The sequence below is a fragment of the Pantoea sp. GM01 genome, from assembly GCF_000282675.1.
Lineage (GTDB): Bacteria > Pseudomonadota > Gammaproteobacteria > Enterobacterales > Enterobacteriaceae > Pantoea > Pantoea nemavictus.
Genome location: NZ_AKIU01000055.1, coordinates 140,714 through 154,029 on the forward strand (window position 1 = coordinate 140,714; position 13,316 = coordinate 154,029).

The following is a 13,316-nucleotide window of genomic DNA, read 5'->3' on the forward strand; positions in this document are numbered from 1 at the left end:
CTACAGATTGATTGATGACGGCTATAAGCGAACCATCTTTGCTAAAAACATTACAATCCCCGTCAGGCGTTCTATAGTTCAGTCGCGATATCTACTGACGAGACTATGTAATGCGTATTAAAGGACTTAATTTAGGCTTTTTTATCGTTATTTTGGCGATCGTTACCTTCGCCTTTTTTGATGTGCTGACACCTTATTTCTCTGCCATTTTCTGGGCCGCGATTCTGGCGGTGATCTTCCATCCCTTAAAGTCGCTGCTGCGCCGCAAAATGGGCGATCGTAACGGCCTGGCGTCGTTTGCGACGTTACTGATTATCTGCCTGATTGTGTTCACCCCGCTGGCGCTGATCACCTCTTCGATGGTGGTTGAAGTCAACACGGTGTACACCAAGTTGCAAAACAACTCCGCACAGTTCCCGGCGGTGTTTGCTGATTTGCTGCAGCATCTGCCTTCCTGGGCGCGCAATTATCTCGCCGAAAACAACCTGAACAACGCACAAGAGATTCAGCAAAAGCTTTCTGGCTTTGCGTTGAAAGGCGGCCAGTACATGGCTGGCAGCGTGTTCCTGATCGGGAAAGGCACCTTCACCTTTACCGTTGGTTTTGGCGTGATGCTTTACCTGCTGTTCTTCCTGTTGAAAGACGGCGCCTGGCTGGTCAATCTGATGCTGGAAGCGCTGCCGCTTTCAACCTACGTTAAACATCATTTGATGATGAAGTTTGCGGCGGTATCGCGTGCCACAGTAAAAGGCACGGTGGTGGTTGCAGTGGTGCAAGGGGTGCTTGGCGGCATCGCCTTCTGGATCACCGGCATTGATGGCAGCTTGTTATGGGGCACCTTGATGGCGTTCCTGTCGTTGATTCCAGCGGTGGGCTCGGCGATTGTTTGGGTGCCAGCGACCATCTTCTTCTTCGCCACCAGCGCCATCTGGAAAGCCCTGTTCCTGATTGGTTTCTTCGTGGTGGTGGTGGGTCTGGTGGATAACATCCTGCGTCCGCTGCTGGTGGGTAAAGACACCAAAATGCCTGACTATCTGATTTTGATCTCAACGCTGGGCGGTATGGAAGTGTACGGCATCAACGGTTTTGTGATTGGACCGCTCATTGCCGCGCTGTTTATTGCCTGCTGGAATCTGCTCTCCGGCCGCGATAACCGTGAGAACTCAGAAGAGATCGACGAAGAGTTTATCGAGGAAGGTAAAACCCGCGAGGAAGAGGGAAAGATTCACGAGTAAGCATTTCAAACGGCTACCGTTTATCGGTAGCCGCAATCCTGCATGAGAATATCGTCTCACCATTTGCTATCATCGTTGCATTCATTACGGCTTGCACGAAAAGAGAACAACATGTCCATGGAATCCTCCTTAGCGCGTGAAAATCAGGTGCTGTCAGTGTTTGATTTTGACGGCACGTTGACCATTCACGATAGCTTCATCCCGTTTCTGCGCTTCAGTTTTGGCAAACGCGCTTTTGCGCGCAAAATTGCCAGGCTAGCGCTGCCCACGCTGCACTGCATGCGGAAAAAGCTGACGCGTGATGAGCTGAAAGAAGTGCTGATTAAAACCTTTTTGACCGGCGTCGAGGAGAAGTGGATTCGTCAGCAGGCGCAGCTATTCTGCGCGGCAAACTGGAACAAGTTGATGCGCCCGGCAGGCCTGTTGGCGGTGGCTGCTGAGGTGAACTCCAGCGCGCAAGTGACCATCTGTTCCGCCTCGCCTGCGATGGTGTTAGAGCCGTTTGCTGAGCGTTTGGGCATCAATCTGATCGGCACCCAATTAGAGGTGGTGGACGGCATTCTCACTGGCAAGATTACCGGTCACAACTGCCGCTGCGGGCAAAAGGTCAAGCGACTGGAAAGCGTCTACGGCCCGCTGCATAACTATCACCTGCGCGCCTGGGGCGATACGCGCGGTGATTTTGAATTACTGGCCGCCGCGCAGGACCCGCACTGGCGTCATTTCCATCCAACGTGGAAAAAACGCCGCGTGCCGATGGAAAAACTGCGCATGTTGCGTCTTGATCCTTAGCAGCGCTATATCGGCTGATCAGTAAATCCGGTCAGCCTTTGCCGCATCCAGCCAGGGTTTAAACTCCTCCAACAGCAAATCATACAAACGATCCTCAGCCAGACTGGCGAAGTTATCGATGGCAAAGAAATGGGTGTTGTCGATGCGGCGATCGTTGAAGTTATCCAGATCCTGCAGAATACCGTAGTTACTGCCGCCGAGCCCGACGAACTTCCAGAAGATCGGATAATTTGCCGAGCGGCGAATCGCCTCTTTAATGGCGCGCGTTTTGCTGATTCCGCCATCGGTAATAAACACTACGTATACCGGTAAGTCACTGTGGCGGAAGGTATCAATCAACTCTTCCATTACCGGCGGCTCGTTATTGGTGCCGCCCAGTCCGGGTAAAATCTCCCACGCTGACTGCTTGCCACCACGCTGAATCATAGCGATATAGCCATCAAGATTGTCCAGCGTGACATCGGGATATTTTGCGTGTTGCTGACCAAAGCCCCAGACATCCATCGAACCGTCATCATCAAACTGCGCCGCCAGCACTGCAATACGATCCAGTACCGCCTGCACGTTGCCCTTGCTAAACTGCCCTTTCATCGATCCTGAAGCATCCAGCACAAACGCCACTCTCGCTTTTACCGTCTGCAGCTGATATTTGCTCAGGCTAACGGTGGCATTTTTTGCCAGGCTCACTAACCGCGGCGCTATCTCCTGCAGTTTTTTCTCCAGGCTAACCACCGTTGGCGCAGCGGGTTGCGCGATATCGACGCCAAAATTGCGTGCCAGAGGTTCAAGTCCACCGTTGAATCCCTGCCCTAATGCTCGCAGTTTCCAGCCGCCGTTGTGACGATAAACTTCTGCCAGGATCAGCGCTTTCTCGCTGCGCCCCTGCGTTTCCGGGCTGAAGTGAGCAATATTCTCTGCTGTCAGAGTCAACGTGTTGAGCGCGGTCAGCGTCTCATTGCCGTCAATCACTAAGGTGATGGCAATCTTGCTTACGTCTGCAGCGATTTTATTCAGATCCAACGTGAGGCTGCAGCCCTGCGGCGTGTTTTGCATCACCACGCTGCGATTGGCTGTGGCGGGCTGATTGAAGAAGATGAAGTCGTCATCACCCCGCACTTTGCCGTTGGCATTAAGCAGGAAAACGCTGCAATCCAACTCACCGCTGAAGGTGGATGTGGCGGCATAGTGCAGGCGAAGCGTCAGCTGCAGGCTTTGCAGCGGGAGATTCTGGCCCGGTTGTAACATCATACTTTTAACCTCCTGTTAAGGATGCGTCCTTTAGATAGTAAAAAGCCCCGGACCAGCCGGGGCTTTAATAACACTATTTTAAATCAGACGCTCACGCCGTGCTGCGAAGCCAGCGCTGCCAGGCCGCCTGCGAAGCCTTGACCAACGGCTTTGAATTTCCATTCTGTGCCGTTGCGATACAGCTCGCCAAACACCATCGCGGTTTCGGTCGAAGCATCTTCAGACAGGTCAAAACGGGCAATTTCGGCGCCGTTATCATTGTTGAAGATACGCATAAAGCTGTTGCTCACCATGCCGAAGTTCTGCTTACGCGCTTCTGCATCATAAATGGTGACCGCAAACACCAGCTTCTTCACATCAGCCGGCACTTTAGACAGGGTAATTTTCACCTGCTCGTCATCGCCATCGCCGGCACCGGTGCGGTTATCGCCCTGGTGCTCAACGGAACCACAAGCGCTCAGCTTATTGTTGAAGAAGATAAAGCCGCTGTCGCTCAGCACTTTACCGTCGTCGCCAACCATAAACACTGAAGCATCAAGGTCAAAGTCCTGACCATCGGTTACACGTGCATCCCAACCCAGACCCGCCATGGCAACATTCATGGTTGGTGCTTCTTTAGTCAGGGAAACGTTACCGCCTTTTACCAGAGAAACTGCCATTTTAAAGCTCCTGCTTTTAATTGGATGATGCGGGCAGCGCGCGGCTGCCCGTGAGAGTTAAGTCAGCAATTAAGACGCGTTGATACCGTACTGAGCACATACCGAGGCCAAACCACCGACATAACCCTGGCCAACCGCGCGGAATTTCCACTCGGCACCGTTACGGTACAGCTCGCCAAACAGCATAGCGGTTTCGGTTGAAGCATCTTCGGTCAAATCGTAACGCGCCACTTCACTGCGGTCGTCATCGTTAACCAGGCGGATAAACGCGCCTGAAACCTGGCCAAAGCTCTGACGACGGGTCTGTGCATCGTGGATGGTGACCACAAATACAATTTTGTCGACGTCAGCGGGGATCAGGTCCAGTTTGATTTTCAGCGATTCATCATCGCCATCGCCTTCACCGGTACGGTTGTCACCGGTGTGCGAAACGGAACCGTCAGAAGAGACCAGGTTGTTATAGAAAATGAAGTCAGCATCGCCGCGCACTTTGCCGCTGGCGGACAGCAAGAACGCTGACGCATCAAGGTCAAAGTCCTGACCATCGGTGGAACGTGCATCCCAGCCAAGGCCAACGAGGACGTTTTTCATGGTTGGTGCCGCTTTGCTTAGCGAAACGTTACCGCCTTTAGAAAGAGAAACGCTCATTGTAATTACCTCTTGGTTAATGATTTTTCAGACTCATTACTGGTTGAAGATCAGCTCTCTTCTTTTTCCTCGGGTTTTCCGGGGAACATCACGCTGAGCACAATACCGACCGCTAACACGCCGAGTACCACAAACAGGCTGGCGCTAGCAGAGATGCTGTAGCCGTGATGCCAGATATGATCGGTAGCATTCAGACCCAGTTTCACCGCGATGAAGAACAGCAGCACGATAACGGCTTTCTCCAGGTGAACCAGATACTGCTTCAATGCTTCAAGGACGAAATACAGAGTACGCAAGCCGAGGATGGCGAACATCATGGCGCTATAGACGATCAGCGGTTCACGGCTCACCGCGATAATCGCCGGCACCGAGTCAAAGGCGAACATCACGTCAGAGAGTTCAACCACCGCCACACACAGCATCAACGGCGTGGCATACAGCGCCGCTTTCTTGCCGCGACCGACCGTCACATCTTTGTTTTCTGGCTTCTGCAGCTCTTCATCGACTTCCTTCTGATTCAGCAGGAAGGCGTTGCCACGCATTTTTGGCCAGATCGGGAAGAAGCGCTTCACGCCGCGATAGGCAAGGTGCTGCGAGTAGTCTTCGATCTCGTCGCTGTCGTCGCCGCTTTTCAGCATCATCACCGCCGTCCACGCTACGATCAGCGCAAACACGATTTCGACGTACGGACCGAGGCTCAGCAAGCCGGTACCGATCGCCACGAAGATGCCCCTGAAGACGATAGCACCGATGATGCCCCAGTAGAGCACGCGGTGACGATAGCGGTCCGGAACGGCAAACCACGAGAAGATCGCCATCATCACGAACAGGTTATCGACGGAAAGAACTTTCTCCAGCGCGTAACCGGTCACGAACAGGCTGGCAACTTCAGCGCCGTGATGGATATAGAGGAAGCCGGCGAAACCCATCGCCACTGCAACCCAGAACACCGACCATAACGCCGCGCTTTTCAGCGAAATTGGCTTGTCGCCACGGTGCATGAACAGGTCGATAAAAATAGCCCCCACTGACAGCGCGATGAACACCGCGACGGTTTCAGCTGGAAAGCCAATGTGTGTAGATACCATGATTAACCCTTAAAGGACGAAACTTAAAGCCCAAATATTGCTGGATCGAAGCCCAAAGCCACGGCGATTTCGCGCACCGCTTTTTGCTCGTCAGCATCAAAATCACCATCACTTTTACCGACGGCAATACCTACACGGATCGCCAACTGCGCGGCTTCCGGCTGATCTTTTAATGCCAGGATGTACTTCATGGTTTCGCCCTTGCCGATTTCCAGATCGAAATCGAAGCTGCTTACCAGCTTGTTGAAGAACTCAATCACTTCCGTGGTATCAAAAACTTTCAATTCTTCAGACGCACGCAGAAAACCGATCATCTTCTGTTTTTCTTCTGCGCTCACGCCGCCATCTGCAACCGCAATGCGCGCGCAGACTGCGACTGTACCCTGCATAAATTTCTTATTTTTAAAGCGGCTAACCTGTTTGGTCAGCTCATCGCGGCCGGAGTTAAATGCCCCTTTGACCTTGTTGAAAAAGCTCATAGTAGATCCTCTGTCTGTAATTATTTGGAACCGGCTCGCCAGTTGAATCCCCAACCGAAAGCTTTGTCCATATCGGAATGCCCGTTAAAGAACTGATTGATACGCTCGACGCGGATACTGCCGTTCTCATTGACGAGGCGAGCAATCGCACACATGTTGCGGCGGTTCTCCCCTTCCGTCATACGCGTTTCAATCGGTGGCTGGTCTGGGATGTGCAGCGTCACTACGCCATCCGTTTTGTCCCAGCTGGCCGCGCCTTGGTAGATGAAGGCAAAAATCAGCACTTCACGAATCTGGCTCCACTCGCGACCGTTAATGTGCAGCCATTCACCATCGGTAACCTCGCCAGTGCGATCGTCGCCCTGCAAGTGTACGAAAGGTTTGGCATGCATGGCGCCAAAGTTGCCGCCGAGTGCCTGAATCACGCCGCGCGAACCGTCTTGCAGCTCAACGAAGGCGCCGAGATCGAGATCCACGCCTTTATTGCCGCCGAAGAAGGAGCGCAATCCGCCGCCACCGCTGTTCGTCTCACGATGCCAGTTGAGGTTAATGCGGATTTCACCGAAGTTATCGCGCTTGGTCAGGCTGATGGCTGGTTTCTCTTTGGTGAGAGAAACTTTGCTCAGATTGATTTTTGCCGGTGCAGGCGTTGGTGCTGGAGCTGGAGCTGGTGCTGGAGCCGCCTGCGGCGCTGGAGCAGGCGTTGGTGCCGGCTCAGCCACATCGACACCAAAATGTTCCGCCAGCGGCTGCAGGCCGCCGTTGAAACCCTGTGCAATAAAGCGGAATTTCCAGTCATTATTGCGACGGTACAGTTCGCCGAGGATCAACGCCGCTTCTTGACGTCCCACCAGCTCCACGCTGCCGTTCAGCAGCACTTCGCCGCCCTGCTCCACCTGAATGGCCAGGCGTTGCAAACCCGACACGTTGCGGCCGCCGTCACAGGTGACGGTGAAAGCAACTTTCTGTACCTCCGGACGCAAGCGGTTGAGATCGACAGCAAAGGCAGAATTATGCCCTTCGCTTTTCAGGCTGATGGTACGATCATCGTTATCCGGCTGACCGTAGAACACCATGTCGGCATCGCCATTCACTTTGCCGCTGGCGAACAGACGAAATGCCGAAGCATCAACGGCGCCGCCAGACAGCACGCGCACCGTCAGCAGATTTGCGGGAACGGGAGCATTGCTCCCCGGCGTCATATTCATTAGCGCACCACTGCGGCAACGATGTCGTTTTGCATCGCGTCGATGGTACGACCCGCGCTCGCGCGGCCATGCGCCGTGAAGTCCCACAGTCCGCCGTTGCGGTGCAGGGAAGCAATCACGATGCCGGTGTGGCTGCCTTGCTCGGTCAGTTCATAGCGCGCCAGCTCTTTGCCATTTTGATCGACGACGCGGCAGAAAGCATTTTCCACTTCGTTGAAGGTCTGGCCCTGGAAGCTGTTCACCGTAAACGCCAGATACTCAACGTTGGCCGGCAGACGTGATAATTCGACGTTGATCACTTCATCGTCGCCATCGCCTTCGCCGGTACGGTTATCGCCGCTGTGCTTAACGGCACCGCATTTCGAGGTCAATGCGCGGAACCAGATGGTATCAATGGCATTACCGGCTTGATCCAGTAATACGCAGCTGGCATCGAGATCAATTGAATCACTGCCGCCACCGAAAAGCTTGCCCATGAAGCCTTTCTTTTTAATTGGATCCCAGCCTAAGCCGAAATGGAGTTTATTCAGCGAAGCGGTTTGTTTGCTGAGTGAGACCGTCTGATTCTTGCTTAATGAAACCATGTCATAATTCCTTCAAACAGGTTTGAAAAGGGTTTTATATTTGCTTCAAATTCCATGAGGCCAAAATCATATCATGATGATATTGATGAGCGGCATTAATTTTCACAGCAATTTCATGAAACAAAATAAATCGTTTTATAAGAACAACTTAAGCAAATCACCGCAGTTCAACCCACGCACTAAACATGACAATTCTTTACATTAAAATTCATAAGGTTACGTTAGGGTAAAAAATCATATTATGATTGACTAGTTACGGCGTGATAAATACACTCGCAATCCATAACCCACCGGCAAGCCTCCTGCGGAAATAATTAGAAATGTCTCACAAAATTTGGCTAATGGAAGGTTTATCCTCCCAGCGCGATATAATTACTGGCATTACGTCTACAGCTAAAAAACATAACTACAATGTGTCGATTTATGCATCGCATCGCCAACAGCGTAATGAAATACTTTCTTTGGCGGATCATGCATTAATAGAACCCAACGATGTTAATCAGCGCCTCGAATTTATTCTTTCTACCGTAGAAAAATACGCCATTCAGGCGATTCATACTGGCCGCCATGCCCATTGGTTTGAGGCACATCGCGCTGCCATTGAAGCCAGCGGCGCACGCTTAACCACGGGCGCGCGCGATCTCGCCATGCTGGATCTGGCTGACGATAAAGTCGCGTTTGCCCAGCGCATGGAGAGCCTCAACCTGCCGGTGGTGCCTTCGCTGCGCGTCGACTCACCGGCTCAGTTACGTGAGCTGATCGCCAGCCAGCCGTTTGGCGATCTGCCGCTGTGCGTAAAACCGGTTAAAGGCATTTATGGCATGGGATTCTGGCAGTTTGATGAAAGCGTCTCGCCGATGGCGGCGTTCACTCATCCGGATGCACGCCGGGTTAATGCAAAATATTACCTCCAGGCGCTTGAAGCCGCCGACAGCATGGAACCGCTGGTATTAATGCCGTGGCTGCCGGGGCCGGAATATTCCGTCGATATGCTGGCGGAAAACGGCAAAGTGCTGGCCGCCGTGGCGCGTCGCAAAGAGGGTGCGTTGCAGTATCTCGAGCACAGCGGCGAAGCCTTTGAGCTGGCACAAGCTTGTGCTGCAGCCATGGGCGCCGATGGATTGATCAACGTGCAGACGCGCAATGATGCCAGCGGCAAACCGTTATTACTGGAGATCAATATGCGTCCTTCCGGCGGCATTGGTTACACGCGCTTCAGCGGCATAAATCTTCCCGGCTTGTTTGCGCTACGCCAGCTAGGCTTGATCAGTCAGCAGCAGGCAATCGACGAATCCCGCAGCGCCTTCGCGCCAGCCACCGTCCGCGCGCTGAGCGACGTGGTCGCTTACAACTCCGTCCTGTCCAACCAGGTTCAATGAGGAACATTCCATGACCACACTTTGGAGCAGGACGCTTTCATGCGGCACGCTGACCGTCACGCCCACCGGCGGCATTAGCGCCATCGACGACCTGTTTGAGATCGCCGAACGTCGCAATCCCAAGCGCGCTTTCCTGTTCGTCAGTAAAGTGCTCGGCCGCCATATTCCAGTTGAGCCGGAAAAAATGCGCGCTGTTTATCGCCAACTGGCCGAGCAGTTTCCGCCTTTCGCTGAGGGCCCGGTGCTGTTTATCGGCATGGCTGAAACCGCCGTTGGCTTGGGCGCAGGCGTATTCGATGAAGTGCGCCAGCGCGCAGGCGAAGCGGTGTATCTCACCTCGACGCGCCATGCGCAGCAGGCCGATTTACTGTGCGAGTTTAAAGAGAATCATAGCCACGCCACCGATCATCTGATCTATTTGCCCGATGACGCGCAGCTGCGCCATCGGGTGCTGAATGCGCGCACGCTGGTGATGATTGATGACGAAGCCACCACCGGCAACACCTTTATCAATCTGCTCGAAGCGCTGCGCAACGACGGCGGCTTAAAGCAGATCGAGCAGGTTATCGCCGTCACCCTCACCGACTGGAGCGGCGAGGCGCTAGCCGCGCGCTGTCCGGTTGCGCTGCGCAGCATATCGCTGGTGCAAGGTGACTGGCACTGGCAGCAGGACCCGGATGCCGCGCTGCCGCCGATGCCCGCCGTCGCACTCAACGATGCTGCCACCGTGCCAATTACCGGTAAACAGAGCTGGGGCCGACTCGGCATGGCAGCCCCCACCGCCGATCTCGGTACAGCCATTCAGGCGCAGCCGGGAGAGAAAATTCTCGTGCTCGGCAGCAGTGAATTTGTCTGGGAACCCTTCCTGCTGGCCGAACGGCTGGCGACGCAGGGCGCGCAGGTGAAATACAGCTCCACCACGCGTTCACCGATCGCCACCGGTTTTGCCATCGAATCGGCGATTGCCTTCGGCGATAACTACGGCCTCGGCATCGCCAACTTTGTTTATAACGTGGCGCATCAACAGTTTGACCGCATTTTGTTGTGCATCGAAACGCCCGTCGACAGCGTGGACCCGCTGTTAACCGCGGCACTGGCCAAGGTTGCGCCCCAGGTTGAGGTGATTAGCTATGAATAAGCCGGTGATTTTTTCCGACCTCGACGACACGCTATTTCAAACGCGCCGCAAAATGGTGGACGAGCTGGATCTTGAGCCGTTCCGCACCGGCGCGCTCGATCTCAGCCTGCAGCCACGCAGCTTTATGACTGAGGAGCAGTCGATGCTCGTCGACTGGATGATTGAGCAAGCCGATTTGATCCCGGTCACCGCACGCGGCACCGAAGAGATTGCCCGCGTGCAAGTCCCTTTCCGTTCCTGGGCAGTGACCACGCACGGCGCAGTGATCCTCAATCCGCAAGGTGAGGAAGATGCCGAATGGCGCGCGCACATGCTGGAACAACTCATGCCTTACGGTCCGGCGCTGCTCTCCATGCAGCAAGCGATTACCGACCTGATGGCAGAACGCGACATCAATGGCTGGGCGCGCATCAACTATGAATATGGCGTGACGCCGATCTATCTGGTGATGAAGCATCGCGACAGCACGCGGCTCGCAGAGCTTTACGCCATCGCCGATGAAATCGAGCAACGCTTCCCGACTGCCGGCTACTACATCCATCGCAATAGCAACAATGTGGCCTGGCTGCCGAACGTGGTGGAAAAAGGCTTAGCCGTCAGCTTTCTGCTGGAAAAACTGCGTAAAGAACGCGGCGTGTTCCCGGTGATTGGCCTCGGCGACAGCCTCAGCGATCACCGCTTTATGAAGCTGTGCAGCTGGTACGGCATTCCACGTCAAAGCCAGTTTGCCGAGCGCATCAACCAATCCCTATTCGGAGAACAATGAGATGGTGAATAACCTGCCTTTCTCTGGATCCTACCAACCCGGCGACGTCGAATTTTTGCTGAAACCGGTTGAAATCGACATGACGCCGGTCGAGCAAAAAGAGCAGCTGATCCAATCCGGCGCGCGTCACTATTCCGAGATGCTGAGCCAGGAACCGGAACCGACGCGCTGGCACCTCGAGCTGTTTTCCCGCGCGCTGGATCAGGGCGCGGGCCGGCTGGCGAAAGAGGTCACCATGCTGGCGCGGACGCTGGCACAGCAGTTTGGCGACACGCCGATTGTGCTGGCAAGCCTGGTGCGCGCGGGCGTGCCGCTCGGCGTGATGCTGCAACAGGCGCTGCGCGCGATGGGCCGCGAATCGTATCATTACGGCATCAGCATCATCCGCGATCGCGGCATTGATAGCGCGGCGCTGAACATCATTGAAGCGCGCCACGGCAGCGACGGCATTGTGTTCGTCGATGGCTGGACCGGCAAAGGCGCCATCACCGGCGAACTGATCCGCAGCCTGGAACAGCGTCCCGGCTATCCGGCGCAACCACGTTTAGTGGTGCTGGCCGATCCTTGTGGCCGGGCGTGGCTTTCGGCCAGCGATGATGACTGGCTGATCCCGTTTGGCATTATGGGCGCGCCGGTGTCGGGCTTGATCTCGCGCTCATTGTGGTCTGAAAAGGGCTTGCACGGCTGCGTGCAGTGCGACCACTTAGCGCAATACGATTGCAGTCAGCAGTTGGTGAACACCGTGGCAGAATACGCGCGCGCGCTGGATATCAGCACCCTGCCCGCTTGCCAGCAGGAGCCACAACATCAGCAACGGCTAGTCGCGCAAAGTGAAGCGGTGATCGCCATGCTGGCGGCACGTTATCAGGTGAACAGCATTAATCGCATCAAACCGGGCATCGCCGAAGCCACGCGCGCCGTGCTGCGTCGCGTGCCGGATCAGGTGCTGGTGCGTTCGGTGGACGATCCCGACGTGGCGCTGCTGGTCTATCTGGCCCAACAAAAAGGGCTAACCATCACAGAAGCGGGAGCCGATCTTGGGCAATACCGCGCCGTGACGATAATCAAAAAGGTGCTGTGATGAACGACCGTCTCTCTCCGTGGCGTTTGGGCGCAACGCTATATATGCCGGCGGTGCGCAGCGATATCGTCGATGCCATTCTGCACAATAAAATCAGCGGCCTGCGCTCGCTGGTGATCTGCCTGGAAGATGCGGTGAGTGATGCCGATCTGCCGCAGGCGCTGCACAATCTGCAGCAAATTTTGCAGGTGTTGAATGCCGAACAGCGCGCCAATGGCAACGCGCAGTGGCCGCTGGTTTTTGTCCGTCCACGCAACAGCGAGATGGGCGCATGGCTAGTGAAAAACCTCAACCTCAGCGCGATCGATGGTTTTGTGCTGCCGAAATTCACCGCTGATTCGTTACCGGTATGGTGGCAGATTATCGAACCGAGCCATCTGTGCATGATGCCGACGCTGGAAACCGAAGAGGTGTTTGACGTGGTGGCGATGCGCGAGCTGGCTCTCACGCTACAGAACCATCCCTGCCGCCAGCGGGTGATCGCCCTGCGCATTGGCGGTAACGACTTGATGAATGTGCTCTCTTTGCGCCGCTCGCGTCAATTCACGCTGTATGACAGTCCGATGGGTTACACCATTAAAATGTTGGTGGCGGTGTTTGCTTCGCGTGATTTTGCGCTGACCGCACCGGTGTGCGAGCACATCGACGATCAGCAGATTATGGATCAGGAACTGGCACTGGATATCGCGCACGGTTTGGTCGGCAAAACCGCCATCCATCCCAGCCAGATCGGCAAGATTCAGGAGATGCTGATGGTTTCGGCCAGCGATCAGGCTGACGCGTTCCGCATCCTCAACTCCAGCCAGGCGGTTTTCAAATCGCAGGGCGCGATGTGCGAACCGGCGACGCATCGCCGCTGGGCCGCCGCGATCCTGGCGCGCGCGCAGGAATATGGCATTGCACCGGATACCCGATCTGAGGATGCGCCGGTTTTTCGGAACCTATTTACCTGATATTTAAACACTCTCTGATACTGTCGAAAACCGTTTGCCAGGAGGGCGATACAGACCA

Annotated in this window: 14 protein-coding genes; 7 read left to right on the plus strand and 7 right to left on the minus strand. The window is 54.9% G+C overall.

Features of this window, described 5'->3' with window-relative positions:
• The first annotated feature begins 110 nt into the window (after positions 1-110).
• Positions 111-1,235, plus strand: a complete 1,125-nt coding sequence (locus PMI17_RS16710) for an AI-2E family transporter (protein WP_007890725.1) — start codon at positions 111-113, stop codon at positions 1,233-1,235.
• A 111-nt stretch (positions 1,236-1,346) separates the two neighbouring features.
• Complete coding sequence (locus PMI17_RS16715; RefSeq protein ID WP_007890726.1) at positions 1,347-2,027, plus strand: HAD family hydrolase; 681 nt, start codon at positions 1,347-1,349, stop codon at positions 2,025-2,027.
• 18 nt (positions 2,028-2,045) lie between these two features.
• On the opposite strand, the gene PMI17_RS16720 is transcribed toward PMI17_RS16715, so the two are convergent.
• From PMI17_RS16720 to PMI17_RS16750, 7 genes are all read right to left on the minus strand, one after another.
• Positions 2,046-3,275 (minus strand): VWA domain-containing protein, encoded by a 1,230-nt coding sequence (locus PMI17_RS16720; protein ID WP_007890727.1) that lies wholly within the window; start codon positions 3,273-3,275, stop codon positions 2,046-2,048.
• 83 nt (positions 3,276-3,358) lie between these two features.
• Complete coding sequence (locus PMI17_RS16725) at positions 3,359-3,934, minus strand: TerD family protein (RefSeq protein WP_007890728.1); 576 nt, start codon at positions 3,932-3,934, stop codon at positions 3,359-3,361.
• Between the two features lie 69 nt (positions 3,935-4,003).
• Positions 4,004-4,582, minus strand: a complete 579-nt coding sequence (locus tag PMI17_RS16730) for a TerD family protein (protein WP_007890729.1) — start codon at positions 4,580-4,582, stop codon at positions 4,004-4,006.
• Positions 4,583-4,632: 50 nt separating this feature from the next.
• The gene (locus PMI17_RS16735; RefSeq protein ID WP_007890730.1) at positions 4,633-5,670 is read right to left on the minus strand and encodes a TerC/Alx family metal homeostasis membrane protein; all 1,038 of its coding nucleotides are present in this window, start codon (positions 5,668-5,670) and stop codon (positions 4,633-4,635) included.
• 23 nt (positions 5,671-5,693) lie between these two features.
• On the minus strand, positions 5,694-6,149 hold the full coding sequence (locus tag PMI17_RS16740; RefSeq protein ID WP_007890731.1) for a tellurite resistance TerB family protein: 456 nt from the start codon (positions 6,147-6,149) through the stop codon (positions 5,694-5,696).
• Positions 6,150-6,169: 20 nt separating this feature from the next.
• Positions 6,170-7,357, minus strand: a complete 1,188-nt coding sequence (locus PMI17_RS16745; RefSeq protein ID WP_007890732.1) for a TerD family protein — start codon at positions 7,355-7,357, stop codon at positions 6,170-6,172.
• Positions 7,357-7,941, minus strand: a complete 585-nt coding sequence (locus PMI17_RS16750) for a TerD family protein (RefSeq protein WP_007890733.1) — start codon at positions 7,939-7,941, stop codon at positions 7,357-7,359. Before PMI17_RS16750 ends, PMI17_RS16745 begins: the two co-directional genes overlap by 1 nt.
• Before the next feature lie 320 nt (positions 7,942-8,261).
• On the opposite strand from PMI17_RS16750, the gene PMI17_RS16755 reads away from it, so the two are divergent.
• The 5 genes from PMI17_RS16755 to PMI17_RS16775 are packed head-to-tail and all read left to right on the plus strand — an operon-like array spanning position 8,262 to position 13,258.
• On the plus strand, positions 8,262-9,320 hold the full coding sequence (locus PMI17_RS16755; RefSeq protein ID WP_007890734.1) for an ATP-grasp domain-containing protein: 1,059 nt from the start codon (positions 8,262-8,264) through the stop codon (positions 9,318-9,320).
• Positions 9,321-9,330: 10 nt separating this feature from the next.
• Positions 9,331-10,458, plus strand: coding sequence for a phosphoribosyltransferase domain-containing protein (locus PMI17_RS16760; protein ID WP_007890735.1), 1,128 nt, complete (start codon positions 9,331-9,333; stop codon positions 10,456-10,458).
• Entirely contained in the window at positions 10,451-11,224 is a 774-nt protein-coding gene (locus PMI17_RS16765) for a hypothetical protein (protein WP_007890736.1), read from the plus strand. Before PMI17_RS16760 ends, PMI17_RS16765 begins: the two co-directional genes overlap by 8 nt.
• Position 11,225: 1 nt before the next feature.
• Positions 11,226-12,305 (plus strand): cysteine protease StiP family protein, encoded by a 1,080-nt coding sequence (locus tag PMI17_RS16770; RefSeq protein WP_007890737.1) that lies wholly within the window; start codon positions 11,226-11,228, stop codon positions 12,303-12,305.
• Positions 12,305-13,258, plus strand: coding sequence for an HpcH/HpaI aldolase/citrate lyase family protein (locus tag PMI17_RS16775; RefSeq protein WP_007890738.1), 954 nt, complete (start codon positions 12,305-12,307; stop codon positions 13,256-13,258). Before PMI17_RS16770 ends, PMI17_RS16775 begins: the two co-directional genes overlap by 1 nt.
• Positions 13,259-13,316: the final 58 nt, after the last annotated feature.